Source organism: Streptomyces desertarenae (genome assembly GCF_042681365.1).
Lineage (GTDB): Bacteria > Actinomycetota > Actinomycetes > Streptomycetales > Streptomycetaceae > Streptomyces > Streptomyces desertarenae.
On sequence record NZ_JBHUFU010000006.1, the window covers coordinates 240183 to 260592 of the forward strand.

Consider the following 20410-nt stretch of genomic DNA (forward strand, 5'->3'; position numbering starts at 1 on the left):
CGCGCCCCCGTGTCCGCGCCGTCCCGGCGCGGACACGGCAACGGGGCGCCTTCGGTGTCCGCCACCGGGGCGCCCCGTTCGCGTGTGCCGCGCGGGCGGCGCCTACAGCAGGCCGAGCCCGGTGACGATCACGGAGACCAGGACGGTGAGGGTCCAGCCGAGCACCTGCTCGATCAGCTTCTCCCGCTCCTCGTCCGACGGTCCGCCCGTGCGGACCAGGGGGGTCGGGATGCTCGCCGCCATCGTGTGGCCCATGGTGGTGTGTCCTTGCCTCGCGTCGTGGGGTACGTCCGGTCCGGCCGCGTCCGCCGCGGAGGGAACGCGGGACTCCAGCATGCGGGGCCGCGCGCCGATCCGACAGAGACGTGGATCACCCCGGTGCCGGGCGGACGCGGCGCAGCCGTCCCCAACGGACCGTCCACGCTGGGGAAACGGGTCCGCGGGCGGCGGGCGGCGTGCGGGGATGTGACGAACGGCACCCGGCCCGCGGCTCCGGCCGGGCCCCGCGCGGACGGCGGTCACGGCCCGGGCACACGCCCCCGTACGGCCGTCCGAGCCCTCCGCTCACCGGCGCGCCCGCAGGTCCCCCAGCGCGCGGGCCCGGTGCGCCGTGTGCCGTACGACCGGGCTGCGCACGACGGGCGTCAGGGGCGCGGGGAGGCCGCCGGGCAGGCCCAGGGAGACCAGCCGGCGGCGCGCGAAGTACCGCCGCACGCGCCCGTCGGGGTGGTCGGCCAGGAAGCGCTCGGTCTCACCGCGCAGTTCCGGGAGCACCCGCGGCCACATGCAGAACGCCACCGCCCGCAGCAGGGCCGCCGCCTCCTCCGGTGCGAACGGCCCGTCCCCCGGGGTGCCCAGCTCCGGCAGCAGCGCGTCCACGGCCACCGCCGGCACCCGGTCCTCGTTCTCGTAGGGGACCATCCGCTCCAGCACCGACCCCGTGCCGCACCGGGCGGCGGGCAGCCCGTGCACGGCACCGGCCGTCAGCAGTGCGCCGGAGGCGCAGCCGACCACCAGTGCCGGGTGCAGCCGCTCGTACAGGGCCTCCACCGGCTGAGCCTCCTCGGGGACGTGCAGCTCCACGCCGAGGGCGGCCGCCTCCTCCTCCAGGGCCGCCGTCCGGGGCGCCGGGGCCGCCGGGTGCGGGGCCAGGACCACCGCGCGGTGACCCGCCTCCCGCACGCCGCGCAGCATCCGCACGTACAGCTGCTCCTCCTCGGCCGCCGGGAGCGCGCCCGGCGCCTGCGGGTCCGCGCCGAGCAGCACCGCGGCCCCCTCCGGGGCGTCCGGGGACGGCAGCGCCCGCGCGGCCGCGGCGGCCGCCTCCCGCAGCGCCCCGGCGGGCACGGCCTCGGCCGGGACGCCGAACTCCGACAGCAGCAGCGGACGCGCGGCCGGCAGCAGCGGGGGGTGGAGCAGCCGCCGCACCCGGGTGCCCACCAGCGGGTCCAGCTTGCCGGGGGTGGGCCCGTAGGCCGACAGCCCGGTGGCGTACACCGTCAGCGGCGCGTCGGGGAAGATCCGGGCCAGCGCCCGTGCCGGGCCGGTCCCGACCCGCTCCACGACCAGCTCCACCTCGGCGTCCTCCAGCCCCCACAGCGAGCGCAGCTGCCGCTCCCACAGGGGCGCGTCGTCCGGGCGCGGGGCCCAGGCGGCGGGGTGGAGGGGGCGGATGAGGCGGGACCAGGAGACCACCCGGTCGAAGCGGTTCAGCAGGGCCGCCGGACCGGGTGTCTCCTCCGGGGCGGGGACGGTCTCGGGGGCGGGGGCGCGGCTCGCGGTCAGCAGGACCCGCTCCCGTCCCCCGCCGAGCAGCCCCGCGTCGGCGGCGGCCGCCAGCAGGGCGATGCCGTGCGGGGTGTCGGCGGCCAGGAGCTGGACGCGGCGGGGGCTCATCGGGCGTCCTCCCCGGAGGTCGCGGCGGTCGTGGAGGCCGCGGCGGCCGTGCCGGGGGCGGTCGGTTCCGCGCGGGGCCCGGGGGAGAGGACGGGGCGGCGGCGCAGCCGGCGCAGCCGTGCCGAACGCCCGGCGTCCATCGAGTCCAGCGCCTCCCGCACCAGGTCGTCCGGCAGCCGCCGCAGGGCCTCCGCGCAGCGGGCGCGCAGGGTGCGGGTCAGGCGCGGCTCGAAGCGGTCGCCGGTGAGGTGGTGGTGGACGACCGCGCAGTAGGTGCGGACGGCCTTGGGCAGCAGCGCCGCGGCGTCCCGGTCCCGGGAGGTCTCCTCGACCAGCAGGTCGTAGGCGCGGATGAAGTCCAGCTGCCGCTCGTCGCCGATCCGGGTGAGCGAGTCGGCCACCCCGCGCCGGTAGAAGACGCCCGTCAGCCCGACCACCGCGAAGGACGACGCCTCCCGGTGCAGCCGCCAGATCCACGGGCGGTCCTCGGCGGTGTGCAGCCCGTCGTCGAAGCGCAGCACGCCGCTCTCCAGCAGCCGCCGGTGGTAGACGCCCGCCCAGGCGTAGGCGTAGTCGACGGAGGTGGTGCGGTGGGCGGGGAGGATCGCGTCACGCGGATCGAGCACGGTGCCGCGCAGGCCGTGCGGTGCGCGCACCAGGGTGCGCCGGCGGCCTGTGCAGCTGACGTGGTCGGTGCGGACGAAGTCGCAGCCCAGCGACTCGGCCGCGGCCAGCAGCCGTCGGTAGTGGCCGGGGGCGGCCCAGTCGTCGCCGTCGAGGAAGGTGAGGAACTCCCCGCGCGCGGCGTCCAGTCCGCTGTTGCGCGCGGCGGCGACCCCGCCCTGCCGGCCGCGCCGCACCACGACCGCGTGGGGGATCTCCTTTTCGGCGCGGTCGAGGAGATCGGAGGTGCCGTCGGTCGAGGAGTCGTCGACCAGGACGAATTCGATCTCCCCCTTTTCGAAGTCCGCGGAGTTCACCTGCAGACTTCGCAGTGCGTCGGGGGCGTACGGCCGAACATTCCGGAACGGCACGATGACGGAGAGCTTGACCACTCCGGAGAGATTAGGGGTCCGCAAGGCTTCGGCGCTGTACTGAGACACAATGCTCGGTGAAATCGCGGTGTCGGAACGGTGAACCCCGTTTACCGGAAGGCTGGTTGGCCTTCCGTCGGTGTGCTGTTAACCGTCTGTTGCATTCCCGTTGGGCCGAGAATCGGAATGCCTTCCTAGCGTCAGCGACGTGCCATCACGTACCACTTCGGATTCCCCGCCGCCGCCGCTGCGCGTCGCCGTGCTCGCCGATTCCGACACGCGCTGGAAATGGGGCGCGCTCACCGCGCAGCGCATCGCCCCCGGCGCGAGCGTCGACGGGCTGCTGCTGCGCGGCCGGGCCACCCCGACGGCCCGGCAGCTCGGCGAGGTCGGCGTGCGCGCCGCCACGCTGCGCGAGGTGACGGCCGCGGAGTTCCTGCGCGCCGCCGACCGCGACACGTACGACGTGGTGGTGCTCTCCTGCGTCGGCGGCACGGTGCAGGCGATGCTGCACGGCCTGGCGCACCGGCACGGCGGAGCGGACGGCCGCCGCCCGGTGACCGTCACCGGCTACGTCGGCGTCGTCTACGAGAAGCTCGCCGACGGGCTGCTGCTGCGGCACGGCGCGGACGTCGTCCTGGCCAACTCCGCCTACGACGCGGAACGTTTCCGCGCGGTCTACGAGGGCGTGGGCGCGGATGCCGGCAGCGTCGTGGAGTGCGCGCTGCCCTTCCTCGGCGGCGCCCCGTACGAGAAGTCGGAGGAGAGGCCGCACACGGTCGTCTTCGCCGTCCAGCCGTCCGTTCCCGCGGGCCGCGCCGACCGCGAGTACCTGCTGCGCCGCGCCGCCGGGCACGCCCGCCGCCACCCCGACCGCGAGGTGCTGGTCAAGCTGCGCAGCAAGCCCGGCGAGCACACCACCCACATCGAGGAGCAGCCGTACCAGAAGCTCGCGGCGCGGCTGCCGGGCGGGCTGCCGGACAACTGCCGCCTGGTCTACGGCCACATGGGCGAGGTGCTGGACCGCACCGACCTGCTGGTCACCGTCAGCTCCACGGCCGCGCTGGAGGCCCTGCACCGCGGCATCCCCACCGCGATCCTCACCGACCTCGGCATCCGCGAGGCACTGGGCAACCACCACTTCCTCGGCTCGGGCTGCCTCGCCTCCTGGGACCAGCTCGACGAGGGGCTGCTGCCCGAGGCCGACCCGGAGTGGACGGCCCGGCAGGGCGTGGTCGCCGACGGCTCCTACGAGGCGGCCTTCGACGCCGCCCGCGACCGCGTCGCGGAGCTGGCCGCCCGCGCGACCCTGCCGCCGATCACCCCCTACTACACGCTCGCCACCGCGCCCGGTTACCTCCCCGGCGTCCTCGCCCGCCACGGGCTCGACCCCTCGGGCGCGCCCGGGCCGGACGCCGCCGCCGACCGGCCCGCCTCCGGGCTGCGCCGGGCCGTCCGCGCCGCCGTGCGGGACGCGGCGCGCGGCGCCTACCGCCACGGTGTCCAGCGCGTGGCTCCGGTCATCCGCCGCATGGGGGAGCTGTGAGCCGCGGGCGCCTCCCGGCGGTGCCGGCCGCGCCGTCCGCCGCGCCGTCCGCCGCGCGGGCGGAGAAGCGAACGGAGGAAACGCCGTGAGCGACGCACGCGCGGCCACCGGGCCGCAGGCGTCGGTGCCGGCCGCGCCGTCCGCCGCGCGGGCGGAGAAGCGAACGGAGGAAACGCCGTGAGCGACGCACGCGCCACTTCCGACACCACAGCCCAGCAAGGAGCCGCAGACGTGCCACCCACCGCCCCCACCGTCCTCGCCGTGATCCCCGCCCGGGGCGGCTCCAAGGGCGTGCCCGCCAAGAACCTCGCCACCGTCGGCGGCGTGCCGCTGGTGGTGCGCGCGGTACGGGAGTGCCTGGCGGCCCGGGGCGTGACGCACACGGTGGTCTCCACCGACGACCCGGCCATAGCGGAGGCCGCCCGGGGCGCGGGCGCCGAGGTCGTCGAGCGGCCCTCGGACATCGCCTCCGACACCGCCACCAGCGAGGCCGCCGTCCTGCACGCCATGGACGTCCACGCCGAGCGGCACGGCCGGGAGGCCGACGTGGTGCTGCTGGTGCAGTGCACCAGCCCCTTCCTCGTCCGCGAGGACGTCGAGGCGGTGACCGCGGCGGTGGTCGAGGGCGGAGCCGACAGCGCGCTGACGGTGGCCCCCTTCCACGGCTTCGTCTGGCGCGACGGGGAGCCGGGGGCGGGCGGCCACGGGGTCAACCACGACAAGGCCCACCGCCCGCGCCGCCAGGACCGGCCGCAGGACCTGCTGGAGACGGGCGCCGCGTACGCGATGCGCGCCGACGGCTTCCGCGCGGCCGGGCACCGCTTCTTCGGCCGCACCGAGCCGGTGCGCACCGACCCGGCGCGCGTGCTGGAGGTCGACGACCCGCACGACCTCGCCCGCGCCCGCGCGCTCGCGCCGCTGCTGGACGGCGCGCGGTCCGGTGCGCTCCCGACCCGCGACGACGTCGACGCGGTCGTACTCGACTTCGACGGCACCCAGACCGACGACCGGGTGTACGTCGACTCCGACGGACGGGAGACCGTCGCGGTCCACCGCGGTGACGGGCTCGGCATCGCCGCCCTGCGCCGCGCGGGGCTGCCGCTGCTGATCCTGTCCACGGAGGAGAACCCGGTGGTCGCCGCTCGGGCCCGCAAGCTGCGGATCCCCGTGCTCCACGGCGTCGACCGGAAGGACCTCGCCCTGAAGCAGTGGTGCGAGGAGCAGGGCATCGCGCCGGAGCGCGTGCTCTACGTCGGAAACGACGTCAACGACCTGCCGTGCTTCGGCCTGGTCGGCTGGCCCGTCGCGGTTGCCAGCGCCCACGACGTCGTACGCGGCGCAGCCCGCGCGGTCACCTCCGTCCCGGGAGGGGCCGGTGCGATCCGCGAGATCGCCTCGTGGATTCTCGGAAAGGAACTGTCTTGACCATGACCAGCCCCCGCCTCCGTACCCTCGGCAGCAAGGTCGTGGGACCGGGCCACCCGGTCTACGTCACCGGCGAGATCGGCATCAACCACAACGGTGACCTGGAGAACGCGTTCGCGCTGATCGACGCCGCCGCCGAGGCCGGCTGCGACGCCGTGAAGTTCCAGAAGCGCACCCCGGAGGTCTGCACCCCGCGCGACCAGTGGGAGATCGAGCGCGACACCCCCTGGGGCCGGATGACCTACATCGAGTACCGCCACCGCGTCGAGTTCGACGAGGACGGCTACCGGGCGATCGACGAGTACTGCAAGAAGCGCGGCATCGACTGGTTCGCCTCCCCGTGGGACGTGGAGTCCGTCGAGTTCCTGGAGAAGTTCGACGTGCCCTGCTACAAGGTCGCGTCCGCCTCCCTGACCGACGACGAGCTGCTGCGCGCCATGCGCGCCACCGGCCGCACGGTCATCCTCTCCACCGGCATGTCCACCCCGAAGCAGATCCGGCACGCGGTGGAGGTGCTGGGCAGCGAGAACATCGTCCTCTGCCACGCCACCAGCACCTACCCGGCCAAGGCCGCGGAGCTGAACCTGCGGATGATCCACACCCTGCAGGCCGAGTACCCGAACGTGCCGATCGGCTACTCCGGCCACGAGACCGGTCTGCAGACCACCCTCGCGGCCGTCGCCCTCGGCGCCTGCTTCGTCGAGCGCCACATCACCCTCGACCGCGCGATGTGGGGCTCGGACCAGGCCGCCTCCGTCGAGCCGCAGGGCCTGCAGCGCCTGGTGCGCGACATCCGCACCATCGAGGAGTCCCTCGGCGACGGCGTGAAGAGGGTCTACGACAGCGAGATCGGCCCGATGAAGAAGCTGCGCCGGGTCAAGGGCGTGGTGGCCGAGGCCGAGGAGGCCGCCACCACCGACCGCGAGCCCGCGACGGTCTGACGGGCCGCCACGGTGAGCGCAGGCAGCCCCTTCCGAGATCCGCCGCGGGCGGGCGAGGGCACGGCGCGCCGGGGGGCGCGCCGGGCCCCCGCCCCCCGGCGCGCGGGCACCCTCGCCTTCGTCGAGAGCCCGGTACAGCTCCTCAACGTCCTGGAGTGGGCGCACGCCGTCCTCCGGGGCGGCGCGGACGGCGCCGGGGAGGAGGGGGTCGCCGGACTCACCGTGGTGGTCCTGCCGCCGCGCGAGGCCATGACGCGCGGGCAGTTGCGGCGGATGGCGGAGCTGGCCCGGGACGAGGGCATCGCGGTCCGCTGGGAGGAGGCCCGCGGCGGGGCGGGCGCCCCGCTGCGGACCGTCGCCTCCCTGCTGGGGCCGCTGCGCCGCGCCGAGCGGATCGTGGTGGGCGATCCGTTCTCCCGGTACGTGCAGCTGCTGCTCTCCCTCGCCCGGTCCGGGGGCGGGGGAGAGGAGCCGCCGCAGGGCGTGCCCGGGGAGGTGGTGGTCGTCGACGACGGGACGGCCACCATGGAGTTCGTCGCGCAACTCGCCCGCGGCGAGCGCCTGGTGCGCTGGCACCGGCGGGGGGCGGGGGGAGCGCGCGCCGCGCTTTTCGCTCCCGTCTCGGCCGCGGCGCGCCGTCGGATGTCGCCCGCGGCGGGGCGGCGGGTCGAGGTGTTCAGCGCGATGCCGGTCGAGGCGCCCGGGCACGTGGCCGTCGTCCGCAACGACTTCTCCTGGACCCGCGCCCGCTTCGGCCCGCCCACGCTCACCGACGGCACCGACCTGGTGGGCACCTCGCTGGTGGAGACGGGCGTGGTGGATCCCGGGCGGTACCTGGAGGCCGTCGTCTCCCTGGCCCGCGCCCACGGCGCCACCCGCTACTTCGCCCACCGCCGGGAGAGCCCCGACAAGCTCCAGCGCATCGCCGCGGCGGCGGGCCTGGAGATCGTCCGCCCCGACCTGCCGCTGGAACTGGTCGCCCGCCGCGGCCCCGTCGGGCACACGGTCCTGAGCTTCCCCTCCACCGTCGTGCACACCCTTCCCCTGGCCCTGGCCGGCACCGGTGTGACGGTGGCGGTGTGCGACGTGGACCCGGCCTGGCTCACGGAGAACGCCTCACCCCGCGCCCACGGCTTCCTCTCGGGCGTCACCGGGACGGCGCAAGGGGTCCGGCGGCTGCCTCCGGACCCCCCTCCGCCGGCCCTGCAGCCGGAGCCGTCCACGACGTGATCGTCTCGCTGCCCACATAGTGGAACGAGCAGAATCCGAGGTCATACCCATCCGCACCTGGCCGTATGCGGCTGTGAGTCTGTTTTCTCACGTCCCTGGAGGGTGAACTTTCGCCATTCCCTCTGCAGGGCGCTGTCACCTGGGCTTACCCTCGACAGGGTGAGCCAGTTGTTGTCGCCTGAGTCCAGAATCCGGACCACCGGTGAGACGCCGCTGCCCGGCGCCCTGCCGGAGGCCCTCCGTGCCGAGCTCATCGCCTTCCGCCGCGACCTCCACATGCACCCGGAGCTGGGGCACCAGGAGTTCCGCACCACCGCCTCCCTCAGGGCGCGGCTGGAGAAGGCCGGGCTGCGCCCCCGGGTGCTCCCCGGCGGCACCGGACTCGTCTGCGACATCCACCCCGGCGGCGGACCCGCGGACGACGGCGTGCGGCCGATGCTGGCGCTGCGCGCCGACATCGACGCGCTCCCCATCCCGGACACCAAGACGGTGCCCTACCGCTCCACCGTCCCGGACCGCGCGCACGCCTGCGGCCACGACGTGCACACCACCGCCGTGCTCGGCGCCGGCCTGGTCCTGGCCGACCTGGCCCGCCGCGGTGTGCTGCCGCACCCGGTGCGGCTGCTGTTCCAGCCGGCCGAGGAGGTCCTGCCGGGCGGCGCCACCGACGCCATCGAGGCCGGTGTGCTGGAGGGCGTGGGCCGGATCGTCGCCGTCCACTGCGACCCCAAGGTGGAGGCCGGGCGCATCGGCCTGCGCGCCGGACCCATCACCTCCGCCTGCGACCGCCTGGAGGTCTCCCTCGACGGTCCCGGCGGCCACACCGCGCGCCCCCACCTCACCACCGACCTGGTCACCGCGGCGGCCAAGATCGTCACCGAGGTCCCCGCGGTGCTCTCCCGCCGCGTCGACACCCGCGCCGGACTGGCCCTGACCTGGGGACGGCTGGAGGTGGGCCACGCCCCCAACGTCATCCCGCAGCACGCCGAGCTGTCCGGCACCGTCCGCTGCCTGGACATCCAGGCGTGGCGGGCCGCGCCGGACCTGGTGCACGCCGCGATCGACGAGGTCGCCACCCTGCACCGCGCCAAGTTCGAGATCAACTACATCCGCGGCGTCCCGCCGGTGGTCAACGAGCGGACCACCGCCGAGCTGCTGCGCGACGCCATGGTCGCCCGCCGCGGCGCCGGCTCGGTGGAGGACACCGAGCAGAGCCTGGGCGGCGAGGACTTCTCCTGGTATCTGGAGCACGTTCCCGGCGCGATGGCCCGCCTCGGGGTGCGTCCGCCGGGCGACCGCACCCCGCGCGACCTCCACCAGGGCGACTTCGACGTGGACGAGAGCGCCATCGCCGCGGGTGTGGAGCTGTTCACCGCCGCCGCCCTGCTGGACGCCGTCCGCGAGTAGGCCGGCGGCCGGGGCGTCCCCGCGGGTGGGGAACGCGACGCGACCCTGGCCGGATTGCGCCCCGGGCCCGCGCGGGCGTGCGACCGCGGCGCCGTGGACGGCCGGCCGCGCGGACACCTGCGCACGCCCGGACCGTCGAGGGCGCGGGCGCGTGAGCAGGCTCACGCCGGTTCCCTCACCGGGGCCACTGCGTCGCCCCGGTGAGCGGCGGGCGGTGCCCGGCGGCGGTCGGCGGGCACGGCCGACCCCGCTGCCCCCGCCGCCCCCACCGCCTGCTGTTCACCGAAAGCCGCAGGTGGGATCGGTTGAGCGAACCGGGTCAGGGGGTGCTGCGGCGGTCCGGGGCCAGGGGTGCGCCCCCTCGTCCCGCCCCGTCCGCGACCCCGGGCGGAAGCCGTCGCGTCACCCATGACAAGGGTGTGGACACCGCCTGTTAACACCGAACTGATAACGGCTTGACGCAAGGCCTTTTCCCGACATCTACGCGCGTTACGATGCGGCGGAAGCCAGCGCCAACGGAGGCGCTTCGAGCGAAGGGAAGTCCTCTTGCGCCGGGTAAGCAAGCTCGCCGCCGCGGTCGGGACCGCCGCGGCCCTCGCCGTCAGTGCCACCGCGTGTGGCAGCACTTCCACCGAGTCCCCCTCCGGCTCCTCCGAATCCTCCAAGGGCAAGGGCATAGCTCTCGCCTACGACGTCGGCGGCCGCGGTGACCAGTCCTTCAACGACGCCGCCTACGCGGGCTTCGAGAAGGCCAAGAAGGACTTCGGCCTCGGCGGTGAGGACGTCGAGCCGTCCGACGGCGAGTCGGACGCCGACAAGGTCCAGCGCCTCACCGACCTGGCCCGGCAGGGCTACAACCCGGTGATCGGCGTGGGCTTCGCCTACGCCAAGCCCATCGAGGAGGTCGCCGAGAAGTTCCCGAAGACCACCTTCGGCCTGATCGACGACAACACCGTCCAGGCGGAGAACGTCGCCAACCTCGTCTTCAACGAGGAGCAGGGCTCCTACCTGGCGGGCGTGGCGGCCGCCAAGGCGACCAAGACCAAGGTCGTCGGCTTCGTCGGCGGTGTCGAGGTTCCGCTGATCAAGAAGTTCGAGGCGGGCTTCGTCCAGGGTGTCAAGGACACCGACAAGTCCATCGAGGTCAAGACCCAGTACCTGACCCAGCCGCCGAACATGGACGGCTTCTCCAAGCCCGACCTGGGCAAGGAGGCCGCCCGCGGCCAGCTCGACGCCAAGGCGGACGTGGTGTACCACGCGGCCGGCCTGGCGGGCCAGGGCGTCATCGAGGCGGTCGCCGCCCAGGACAAGTGGGTCATCGGCGTGGACTCCGACCAGTACGCGCAGAAGACGCTGGCCAAGTACAAGGAGCGCATCCTCACCTCCATGACCAAGGACGTCTCCGGCGCGGTCTACGACCTGGTCAAGTCGGTCCAGGACGGCAAGCCGCTGAGCGGCGAGACCCGCTTCGACCTGGAGTCCGGCGGCGTCGGCCTCTCCGACTCCAACCCGGCCTTCACCGGGATGACCGAGCTCCAGGAGGCCGTGAAGAAGGCCAAGGAGGACATCGTCAGCGGCGAGATCGAGGTCGAGACCGGGGCCTGATCCGCCCCGACCGATCCAGCCCGGTGGCCGGAGCGGCGCGGGGCCGGACGTCCGCCTCCCGGACGTCCGCCCGCCCGCCCGGCTCCGCTTCGGGCCCGGCGGCGAAGACCGAGCGAGGTCTTCTGGCCGGGCCCGAAGTGCAGAACATCCTCTACGCGCGTAGCCACCCGCCGAGGCGGTAGCGTCGCCCCCACCCGCACGGCCCGGCGGCCACCTCCCGGCCCCAGTGGTCACCCGCTCCCGCCGGTCCGCCCTACGAGCCGCTCCTTAGCCCGAGGAGAGTGCACCATCAACGCGTCCAGCCCTCCCGCCGTCGAACTGGCCGGGATCACCAAGCGCTTCCCCGGTGTCGTCGCCAACCACGACATCCACCTGTCCGTCCGCAAAGGCACCGTCCACGCCATCGTCGGCGAGAACGGCGCGGGCAAGTCGACCCTGATGAAGATCCTCTACGGCATGCAGAAGCCGGACGAGGGCACCATCGCCGTCGACGGGCGGGAAGTGAGCTTCTCCGACCCCGGCGACGCCATCGCCCGGGGCATCGGCATGGTCCACCAGCACTTCATGCTGGCCGACAACCTCACCGTCCTGGAGAACACCGTCCTGGGCAGCGAGAAGCTGTACGGGATCGGCTCCCGAGCCCGCGCGCGGATCAAGGAGATCTCCGACGCCTACGGACTGGGCGTCCGTCCCGACGCCCTGGTCGAGGACCTCGGCGTCGCCGACCGCCAGCGCGTGGAGATCCTCAAGGTCCTCTACCGCGGCGCCCGCACCCTCATCCTGGACGAGCCGACCGCCGTGCTCGTGCCGCAGGAGGTCGACGCCCTCTTCGACAACCTCCGCGAGCTCAAGGCCGAGGGCCTGACCGTCATCTTCATCTCGCACAAGCTGGGCGAGGTGCTCTCGGTCGCCGACGACATCACCGTCATACGGCGCGGCACCACCGTCGCCTCCGTGAAGCCGGCCGACGTCACCGCCAAGCAGCTCGCCGAGCTGATGGTCGGCGCCGAACTGCCGTCCCCGCAGACCCGCGAGTCCACCGTCACCGACACCCCGATGCTCCAGGTGAAGGACCTCACCCTCACCGGGCACGACGCCGTCGACGGCGCCCGCACCATCCTGGACGGCGTCACCTTCACCATCCGCAAGGGCGAGGTGCTGGGCCTGGCCGGTGTCGAGGGCAACGGGCAGACCGAGCTGATCGAGGCCCTGATCGGCATCCGCCACGCCGACGGCGGCACCATCACCCTCGGCGGCGAGGACATCACCTCCTGGCCCACCCGCCGCCGCCGCGAGGGCGGCATCGGCTACATCCCCGAGGACCGGCACCGGCACGGGCTGCTGCTGGAGTCCTCCCTGTGGGAGAACCGCATCCTCGGCCACGTCACCGAGGCCCCCAACAGCAGGGGCCCGTGGCTGGACATCAGGGCCGCCCGCGCCGACACCGAGCGGATCGTCGCCGAGTACGACGTGCGCACCCCCGGCATCGACGTCACCGCGGCGTCCCTGTCCGGCGGCAACCAGCAGAAGCTGATCGTGGGCCGCGAGATGAGCCACGACCCCCGGCTGCTGATCGCCGCCCACCCCACGCGCGGTGTGGACGTCGGCGCGCAGGCCCAGATCTGGGACCAGATCCGCGCCGCGCGCCGCGAGGGACTGGCCGTCCTGCTGATCTCCGCCGACCTGGACGAGCTGATCGGCCTGTCCGACACCCTGCGCGTGATGTACCGCGGCCGCCTGGTCGCCGACGCAGACCCCGCCACGATCACCCCGGAAGCCCTGGGATCCGCCATGACCGGCGCGGCCTCCGGCCACCTGGAGGACGAGCCCCGCGGCTCCTCCTCCGCCGGCGGCCGGACCGAGGGCCGGGACGGGGGAGAGGACCGATGAAGAAGTTCGACAAGGACCGGCTGATCCTGGCAGCCGGCGGGCCGGTGCTGGCCATCGTCGTCGCCGTGCTGCTGACGTCGGTGGTGCTGCTCGCCTCCGGCCGCAACCCCGTGCAGCCGTACGCCCTGATGGCCGAGTACGCGATGCACTCCGACATCCAGGTGCTCATCGTCAACCAGGCCGCGACCTACTACCTCGCCGCGCTGGCGGTGGCCGTCGGCTTCCGGATGAACCTGTTCAACATCGGGGTCGACGGCCAGTACCGGCTCGCCGCGATGGCCGCCGCCCTCGTCGGCGCCTCGGTCACCCTGCCCGGACCGCTGCACATCCTGCTGATCCTGGTCGTCGCGATGCTCGTCGGCGCCTTCTGGTCCGGCATCGCGGGCATCCTCAAGACCACCCGCGGCGTGAGCGAGGTCGTCTCGACGATCATGCTCAACTCCATCGCCACCAGCCTCATCGCCTACCTCGTCCTGCCCGGCCAGTTCGGTGAGGCGCGCGGCAACAACCTCACCACCGGGCAGATCCCGGAGTCCGGCTGGTTCCCCGGCATCGACCTGGGCGCGGCCGGCGAGGTCTACGGCTTCACCGTCGTCGCCGCGCTCTGCGGCCTCCTGTACTGGCTGGTCCTGAACCGGACCCGGTTCGGCTTCGACCTGCGCGCCACCGGCGCCAGCGACAGCGCCGCCACCGCCAGCGGCGTCGACGCCAAGCGCATGGTGCTCACCAGCATGCTGATCTCCGGCGCCGTCGCCGGCCTGGCCGGCATGCCCGTCCTGCTCGGCGACGCCCACACCTACAGCCTCGACTTCCCCGCGGGCGTGGGCTTCACCGGCATCACCATCGCCCTGCTCGGCCGCAACCACCCGGTGGGCATCGCCCTGGGCGCCCTGCTCATCGCCTTCCTGGACAAGGCGTCCCCGACGCTCGACTACAACGGGTACGAGAAGGAGATCGCCACGATCATGCAGGGCCTGATCGTGATGGCGGTCGTCATCAGCTACGAGTCCGTGCGCCGCTACGGCCTGCGCCGCCAGCAGCAGAAGGTCGGCGAGGAGCTCGCCGCCGAGGCCGCCGCTGCCGACGGGGGCGACGGCCCGAAGAACCGCAAGGAGGTGTCGGCATGAGCACCGCCCTCGCCAAGCCCAGGCCGGCCGCGCAGCAGCCGAGGAAAACCGCCCGCCGCCGGCTCACCCTGGCCGAGTGGATGCTCGTCATCGCCGGCTTCCTGGTGCTGGTCTCCGCCGTGCGCCTGATCACCGGCGCCCACGGCATCACCTCCGTCGGCCAGACCTCCACCGCCCTGCGGCTGGCCGTCCCGATCGGCCTCGCGGGCCTGGGCGGCCTGTGGGCCGAACGGGCCGGCGTGATCAACATCGGTCTGGAGGGCATGCTGATCCTGGGCACCTGGTTCGGCGCCTGGGCCGGTGTGCAGTGGGGCCCGTGGACGGGCGTGGTCATGGGCATCGTCGGCGGTGCGCTGGGCGGCCTGCTGCACGCGATCGCCACCGTCACCTTCGGCGTCAACCACATCGTCTCCGGCGTGGCCATCAACATCCTCGCCGTCGGCGCCACCCGCTACCTGTCCAGCTTCACCTTCGAGCACATGGAGGGCGGGACCAGCAAGCAGTCCCCGCCCATCGAGTCGATCGGGCAGATCACCGTCCCCGGGGTCTCCGACGCCCTGGCGACGCTCAACGCCAAGCACTGGTTCGTCGTCTCGGACGTCGCGGGGCTCCTCGGCGGCCTGGTCACCAACCTCTCCCTGCTGACGATCGTGGCCGTCGCCATGATCCCGCTCAGCCGGTGGGTGCTGTGGAACACCGGCTTCGGCCTGCGGCTGCGCTCCTGCGGCGAGAACCCGACCGCGGCCGAGAGCCTGGGCGTCAACGTCTACAAGTACAAGTACATCGCGGTGATGATCTCCGGCGGCTTCGCCGGCATGGGCGGCGCCTTCCTCGCCGAGGTCGCCTCCAACATCTACCTGGAGGGCCAGACCGGCGGCCGCGGCTACATCGGTCTCGCCGCGATGATCTTCGGCAACTGGATGCCCGGCGGACTGGCGCTCGGCGCGGGCCTGTTCGGCTACACCGACAGCCTCAACCTGCGCGGCGGCGGCCAGAACGTCCACGCCCTGCTCCTGCTGCTGGCCATCCTGCTGGTCCTGGCCGCCGCCTGGGCGGTGTACCGGAAGAAGTACCTCACGGGCGCGGTCTCCGCCGTCACCGCAGCGGTGCTGTTCGTCTGGTACGCCTCCGTGGACGAGGTGCCCAGCCAGTTCGTGAGCGCCGCCCCGTACGTCGCCACCCTGCTGGTGCTGGCGATGTCCGCGCAGCGCCTGCGGATGCCCAAGGCCAACGGCAAGTCCTACCGGAAGGGCGAGGGCAAGTAGTGGACGGACCGCAGACCCCCCGCACGGCGGACGCCGCCGACTGGGCCGCCCTGCGGGCGAAGGCCCGGGAGATGATGTCCCGGGCCTACGCCCCCTACTCGAAGTACCCGGTCGGCGCCGCCGCGCTGGTGGACGACGGCCGGATCGTCGCCGGCTGCAACGTGGAGAACGCCGCCTACGGCGTCGTCCTGTGCGCCGAGTGCGGCCTGGTCTCGGAGCTGGCCGCCACCGGCGGCGGCCGGCTCGTGGCCTTCACCTGCTGCGACGGCCGGGGCCGGGTGCTGATGCCGTGCGGCCGCTGCCGCCAGTTGCTGTGGGAGCACGGCGGACCGAACCTGGCGGTCGAGACCGCCTCCGGCATCCGCCCCCTGTCCGAACTGCTGCCGGACGCCTTCGGCCCCGACGACCTCGCGGACCGCTGACGCCGGCGCTCCCGCCCAGACCCCGCCCCAGCCATCCCCACAAGGAGCCGCACCCGACGATGGACGCCATCTCCGTCATCCGTACCAAGCGCGACCGGGGCCGCCTCGGCGACGCCCAGATCGACTGGGTCATCGACGCCTACACCCGCGGCGAGGTCGCCGACGAGCAGATGTCGGCCTTGGCCATGGCGATCCTGCTGAACGGCATGGAACGCGAGGAGATCGCCCGCTGGACCGCCGCGATGATCGCCAGCGGCGAGCGGATGGACTTCTCCTCCCTGCCCCGCCCGACGGCCGACAAGCACTCCACCGGCGGCGTCGGCGACAAGATCACCCTGCCGCTGGCGCCGCTGGTCGCCGCCTGCGGCGCGGCCGTCCCCCAGCTCTCGGGGCGGGGCCTGGGCCACACCGGCGGCACGCTCGACAAGATGGAGTCCATCCCCGGCTGGCGGGCGCTGCTGAGCAACGAGGAGATGCTCGGCGTGCTGGACGAGGTCGGCTGCGTGATCTGCGCGGCGGGTGACGGGCTGGCGCCGGCCGACAAGAAGCTCTACGCGCTGCGCGACGTCACCGGCACCGTCGAGGCCATCCCGCTGATCGCCTCCTCGATCATGTCCAAGAAGATCGCCGAGGGGACCGGCGCGCTGGTCCTGGACGTCAAGGTCGGCTCGGGCGCGTTCATGAAGAACCTCGACGACGCCCGCGAGCTGGCCCGCACCATGGTCGGTCTGGGCACCGACCACGGCGTGCGGACCGTCGCGCTGCTCACCGACATGTCCACCCCGCTGGGGCTGACCGCGGGCAACGCCCTGGAGGTCCGCGAGTCGGTGGAGGTGCTGGCCGGCGGCGGTCCGGCCGACGTCGTGGAGCTCACCCTGGCGCTCGCCCGCGAGATGCTCGACGCGGCCGGCCTGCCGGACGCCGACCCCGCCAGGGCGCTGGCCGACGGCTCGGCGATGGACCACTGGCGCCGCATGGTCGCCGCCCAGGGCGGCGACCCGGACGCGCCCCTGCCCGTCGCCCGCGAGCGGCACGTCCTGCGCGCCGAGACCTCCGGCGTCCTCACCAGGCTGGACGCGTACGCCGTCGGCGTCGCGGCCTGGCGGCTGGGCGCGGGCCGAGCCCGCAAGGAGGACCCGGTGCAGGCCGGGGCCGGGGTGGAGCTGCACGCCAAGCCCGGCGACCGCGTCACCGCCGGAGCCCCGCTGCTGACCCTCCACACCGACACCCCCGAGCGCTTCGACTACGCGCTCCAGGCGCTGGCCGGCGACGCGATCGAGATCACCGACGCGGGTTCCCACGAGCCCACCCCGCTGGTCCTGGACCGCATCGCCTGACGGATCCGCCCGGAACCGGAGCACCGGGGGCGGCCACGGGAGACCGTGGCCGCCCCCGGTGCCGTCTTCCGGGGCCGCGCCCCCGGGCGGCGGCCCCCCGGCGTGCGCCCCGGAGCCGGGCACCAAACCGATGAACCGTACGATCCATGGCCATGGCGCCCAAGTCGTGCACGGGGCGTGTACATTGCCGGCTTCCGGCATCGCGGCGCCCGCGGGGCACGGGGGAACCTCCCGGCGGGCGCCCGCAGGGCGCCGGAGGGGACCACAGGGGGGTACGTGTCGGGGTTCTTCGCCGTGTTCGGCGCCGTGCTGGTGCTGATGCTGGGAGTGTCGGGTGTGCTGGCCGCGGTCACCGGGCGCGTCGCGCTCCCGTGGCTGCGCGGCAGCGTGCGGCGCCCGGGGGTGTGGGGCGCCGGGGCGCTGCTGCTGGCGGTGGGGCTGATGGCGGGACGGCTCGCTCCGGTCGCCGTCCAACTCCCCCTCATGCTGGGCGGGGTGGTGCTGATCCTGCTGGGGCAGATCCTGGGGCCCCGGAAGGCGCCCGGGGAGGAGTGAGGCCCGGCGGCGCGCACACGGCCGACGCCCCGGACGCACCGGGCGATCGCCGCGAGGGGTGTTGACGGCCGGGCCGCGCACGCCTACTTTCCCGTTCGAAGTTCTGGTCAGTGTACGAAATTTCGAACGACGAAGGGCTCAGGAGCCTCATGCCGCGCACACGACCCAGACCAGCCGCCGCCGTCGGCCTCCTCGCCGGCGCCCTCCTCGCGGGCGCGCTCGCCGCCGCACCCGCGCCGGGCGCCTCGGCGGCGGAACCGGCCGACCACACCCTCACCGTCGACCGCACCCGCACCGGCCCGCGGATCGGCGAGCGGATGTACGGGGTGTTCTACGAGGACATCAACCGCGCCGCCGACGGCGGACTGTACGCCGAACTCGTCCAGAACCGCTCCTTCGAGTACGCCCCCGCCGACCACCCCTCCTACACCGGTCTGACCGCCTGGACCGAGACCGCCGCCGGCGGTGCCACCGGCACCGCGCAGGTGGTGGACGACGCGCACCGCCTGAACGAACGCAACCGCGCCCACCTGCGGCTGGACCTCGACGGCACCGGCGGTGACGGCGCCCGGTTCGGTGTCGCCAACGCCGGCTACGGCTCCGGCATCGCCGTCGAGGAGGGCGAGCGGTACGACTTCTCCGTGTGGGCCCGCACCGACCGGCCGGGCGGCACCCCGCTGACCGTCGCCCTCCACGGCGCGGAAGGCGGCGCCGAGTTGGCGCAGCCCCTGCGGCTGACCGTGCGCGGCGACCGCTGGAGGAAGTACACCGGCACCCTCACCGCCCGCGCCACCGGCACCACCGGACGCCTGACGGTGGCCGCGGGCGGTGCCGGCACGCTCCGCCTCGACATGGTCTCGCTCTTCCCCCGCGACACCTACAAGGGCCGCCCCAACGGGATGCGCAGGGACCTCGCCGAGAAGATCGCCGCGCTGAAGCCGGGGTTCCTGCGCTTCCCCGGCGGCTGCCTGGTCAACACCGGCAGCCACGAGGCGTACGAGGCCCCGAACTGGGAGCGCCGCCGCTCCTACCAGTGGAAGGACACTGTCGGGCCCGTCGAGGAGCGGGCGACCAACGCCAACTTCTGGGGCTACAACCAGTCCTACGGCCTGGGGTACTTCGAGTACTTCCGGTTCGCCGAGGACATCGGGGCCATGCCGCTGCCCGTCGTCCCCGCGCTGGTCACCGGCTGCGGGGAGAACCGGGCCACCGACGACCCCGAACTGCTGCGCCGCCACGTCCGCGACACCCTGGACCTGATCGAGTTCGCCAACGGACCCGTCACCTCCCCGTGGGGGAGGAAGCGCGCCGAGATGGGCCACCCGGAGCCGTTCGGCCTCACCCACCTCGCGGTCGGCAACGAGGAGAACCTGCCCGACGCCTACTACGAGCGTCTCGCCGTCTTCCGCGCGGCGATCGAGGCCGAGCACCCCGAGATCACGGTGATCGCCAACTCCGGGCCCGACGACGCCGGCGCCACCTTCGACCGCGCATGGGAACTGGCCCGCGCCTCCGGCGTGGCGATGGTCGACGAGCACTACTACAACAGCCCGGGCTGGTTCCTGGAGAACAACGGGCGCTACGACTCCTACGACCGCTCCGGCCCGAAGGTGTTCCTCGGCGAGTACGCCTCCCAGGACAACCGCTTCCGCAACTCCCTCGCCGAGGCCGCGTTCATGACCGGTCTGGAGCGCAACGCCGACGTGGTGGAGATGGCGTCCTACGCCCCGCTGCTGGCCCACACCGGCTCCGTGCAGTGGAGCCCGGACCTGATCTGGTTCGACAACGCCCGCTCCTGGGGGTCGACCAGCTACGAGACGCAGAAGCTGTTCATGACCAACACCGGCGACCGGGTCGTGCCCAGCGAGGCGTCCTCCACCCCGGTGGCCTCCGGCCCGATCACCGGCGCCGTCGGCCTGTCCACCTGGGCCACCAGCGCCGCCTACGACGACGTGCGGGTCGTCTCCTCGGACGGCAGGGAGCTGTTCGCCGACGACTTCTCGGCGGGGGCGGGGAAGTGGACCGCGGCCGCCGGACGCGGCACCTGGACGGTGGCGGACGGCGCCTACCTCCAGAGCGACACGGCCGCCGAGGACACCCTCGTCACCGCCGGGGACCCCGCCTGGCGCGACTACGACCTGCACGTGAGGGCCACCAAGAAGGCGGGCCGCGAGGGCTTCCTGATCGCCTTCGGGGTCAGGGACACCGGCCACCACTACTGGTGGAACCTCGGCGGCTGGGGCAACACCCGCTCGGCCGTGGAGAAGACCGGGGGCGGCGGCAGGCAGACCATGGTCGAGGACGACACGGTGATCGAGACCGGCCGCGAGTACGCCGTCCGGATCGAGGTGCGGGGCCGGACGGTGACCCTGTACCTCGACGGCCGGAAGTGGGGGAGCTTCACCGACGACAAGGTCGCCGAGCCCTTCCGCCAGGTCGTCACCCGCGACGAGGAGCGGGGCGAGCTGATCGTCAAGGTCGTCAACGCCCAGGAGGCCCCGGCCCGCACCGCGATCGACCTCGGCAAGGGGGCGCGCGTCGCACCGACCGCACGCCTGACCGTCCTCCAGGGCGACCCGGACGCGGTCAACACCGCCGACGAGCGGCCCGTCAGACCCGAGCGTTCACTGCTCCGGGGCGTGGACACCGCCTTCACCCACACCTTCCCGCCCCACTCGATCACGTTCCTGCGCATCAAGGAGCGCACGCCGTGACGGGGTGACGCGGCCG

16 protein-coding genes are annotated in these 20410 nt (G+C 73.9%); 13 read left to right on the forward strand and 3 right to left on the reverse strand.

Translation table 11 applies throughout. From position 1 onward, the window contains the following. Window positions 1–102: 102 nt before the first annotated feature. From ACFSJS_RS12610 to ACFSJS_RS12620, 3 genes are all read right to left on the reverse strand, one after another. Window positions 103–255, reverse strand: a complete 153-nt coding sequence (locus ACFSJS_RS12610; RefSeq protein ID WP_380899495.1) for an SCO1431 family membrane protein — start codon at window positions 253–255, stop codon at window positions 103–105. A gap of 309 nt (window positions 256–564) precedes the next feature. Beyond that, on the reverse strand, window positions 565–1896 hold the full coding sequence (locus tag ACFSJS_RS12615) for a polysialyltransferase family glycosyltransferase (RefSeq protein ID WP_380899497.1): 1332 nt from the start codon (window positions 1894–1896) through the stop codon (window positions 565–567). Next, complete coding sequence (locus ACFSJS_RS12620) at window positions 1893–2951, reverse strand: glycosyltransferase family 2 protein (RefSeq protein WP_380899499.1); 1059 nt, start codon at window positions 2949–2951, stop codon at window positions 1893–1895. Before ACFSJS_RS12620 ends, ACFSJS_RS12615 begins: the two co-directional genes overlap by 4 nt. Before the next feature lie 238 nt (window positions 2952–3189). Between ACFSJS_RS12620 and ACFSJS_RS12625 the strand changes: the two genes are divergently transcribed. From ACFSJS_RS12625 to ACFSJS_RS12685, 13 genes are all read left to right on the forward strand, one after another. Then, window positions 3190–4476 carry a DUF6716 putative glycosyltransferase gene (locus ACFSJS_RS12625; RefSeq protein WP_380899683.1) on the forward strand — a complete coding sequence of 429 codons (1287 nt, stop codon included), beginning with the start codon at window positions 3190–3192 and terminating at the stop codon, window positions 4474–4476. Between the two features lie 231 nt (window positions 4477–4707). Further along, complete coding sequence (locus ACFSJS_RS12630) at window positions 4708–5901, forward strand: cytidylyltransferase domain-containing protein (RefSeq protein WP_380899501.1); 1194 nt, start codon at window positions 4708–4710, stop codon at window positions 5899–5901. Between the two features lie 2 nt (window positions 5902–5903). After that, complete coding sequence (locus ACFSJS_RS12635) at window positions 5904–6842, forward strand: N-acetylneuraminate synthase family protein (RefSeq protein ID WP_380899503.1); 939 nt, start codon at window positions 5904–5906, stop codon at window positions 6840–6842. A gap of 12 nt (window positions 6843–6854) precedes the next feature. After that, a complete protein-coding gene (locus tag ACFSJS_RS12640; protein ID WP_380899505.1) occupies window positions 6855–8072 on the forward strand; it encodes a hypothetical protein in 1218 nt (405 codons plus the stop codon). Between the two features lie 159 nt (window positions 8073–8231). Then, window positions 8232–9479, forward strand: a complete 1248-nt coding sequence (locus ACFSJS_RS12645) for a M20 family metallopeptidase (RefSeq protein WP_380899507.1) — start codon at window positions 8232–8234, stop codon at window positions 9477–9479. Between the two features lie 546 nt (window positions 9480–10025). Continuing rightward, entirely contained in the window at window positions 10026–11084 is a 1059-nt protein-coding gene (locus ACFSJS_RS12650; RefSeq protein WP_380899509.1) for a BMP family lipoprotein, read from the forward strand. A 288-nt stretch (window positions 11085–11372) separates the two neighbouring features. After that, the gene (locus tag ACFSJS_RS12655) at window positions 11373–12974 is read left to right on the forward strand and encodes an ABC transporter ATP-binding protein (RefSeq protein ID WP_380899685.1); all 1602 of its coding nucleotides are present in this window, start codon (window positions 11373–11375) and stop codon (window positions 12972–12974) included. Further along, window positions 12971–14101, forward strand: a complete 1131-nt coding sequence (locus ACFSJS_RS12660) for an ABC transporter permease (RefSeq protein WP_380899511.1) — start codon at window positions 12971–12973, stop codon at window positions 14099–14101. The genes ACFSJS_RS12655 and ACFSJS_RS12660 overlap by 4 nt, the downstream gene beginning before the upstream one ends. Continuing rightward, the gene (locus tag ACFSJS_RS12665; RefSeq protein ID WP_380899513.1) at window positions 14098–15366 is read left to right on the forward strand and encodes an ABC transporter permease; all 1269 of its coding nucleotides are present in this window, start codon (window positions 14098–14100) and stop codon (window positions 15364–15366) included. The genes ACFSJS_RS12660 and ACFSJS_RS12665 overlap by 4 nt, the downstream gene beginning before the upstream one ends. Continuing rightward, entirely contained in the window at window positions 15366–15788 is a 423-nt protein-coding gene (locus tag ACFSJS_RS12670; RefSeq protein WP_380899515.1) for a cytidine deaminase, read from the forward strand. Before ACFSJS_RS12665 ends, ACFSJS_RS12670 begins: the two co-directional genes overlap by 1 nt. Before the next feature lie 59 nt (window positions 15789–15847). After that, window positions 15848–17125, forward strand: a complete 1278-nt coding sequence (locus ACFSJS_RS12675; RefSeq protein ID WP_380899517.1) for a thymidine phosphorylase — start codon at window positions 15848–15850, stop codon at window positions 17123–17125. A gap of 276 nt (window positions 17126–17401) precedes the next feature. Beyond that, entirely contained in the window at window positions 17402–17680 is a 279-nt protein-coding gene (locus ACFSJS_RS12680; protein WP_380899519.1) for a hypothetical protein, read from the forward strand. A 149-nt stretch (window positions 17681–17829) separates the two neighbouring features. After that, entirely contained in the window at window positions 17830–20394 is a 2565-nt protein-coding gene (locus ACFSJS_RS12685) for an alpha-L-arabinofuranosidase C-terminal domain-containing protein (protein ID WP_380899521.1), read from the forward strand. The last annotated feature ends 16 nt before the right edge of the window (window positions 20395–20410 follow it).

What these genes read in the sequence shown, in the direction of transcription:
- ACFSJS_RS12635 (WP_380899503.1), top strand. Translation starts at nt 5,904, where the DNA reads ATGACCAGCCCCCGCCTCCGTACCCTCGGCAGCAAGGTCGTGGGACCG.
- ACFSJS_RS12660 (WP_380899511.1), top strand. Translation starts at nt 12,971, where the DNA reads ATGAAGAAGTTCGACAAGGACCGGCTGATCCTGGCAGCCGGCGGGCCG.
- ACFSJS_RS12665 (WP_380899513.1), top strand. Translation starts at nt 14,098, where the DNA reads ATGAGCACCGCCCTCGCCAAGCCCAGGCCGGCCGCGCAGCAGCCGAGG.
- ACFSJS_RS12685 (WP_380899521.1), top strand. Translation starts at nt 17,830, where the DNA reads ATGCCGCGCACACGACCCAGACCAGCCGCCGCCGTCGGCCTCCTCGCC.
- ACFSJS_RS12615 (WP_380899497.1), bottom strand. Translation starts at nt 1,896, where the DNA reads ATGAGCCCCCGCCGCGTCCAGCTCCTGGCCGCCGACACCCCGCACGGC.
- ACFSJS_RS12610 (WP_380899495.1), bottom strand. Translation starts at nt 255, where the DNA reads ATGGGCCACACGATGGCGGCGAGCATCCCGACCCCCCTGGTCCGCACG.
- ACFSJS_RS12675 (WP_380899517.1), top strand. Translation starts at nt 15,848, where the DNA reads ATGGACGCCATCTCCGTCATCCGTACCAAGCGCGACCGGGGCCGCCTC.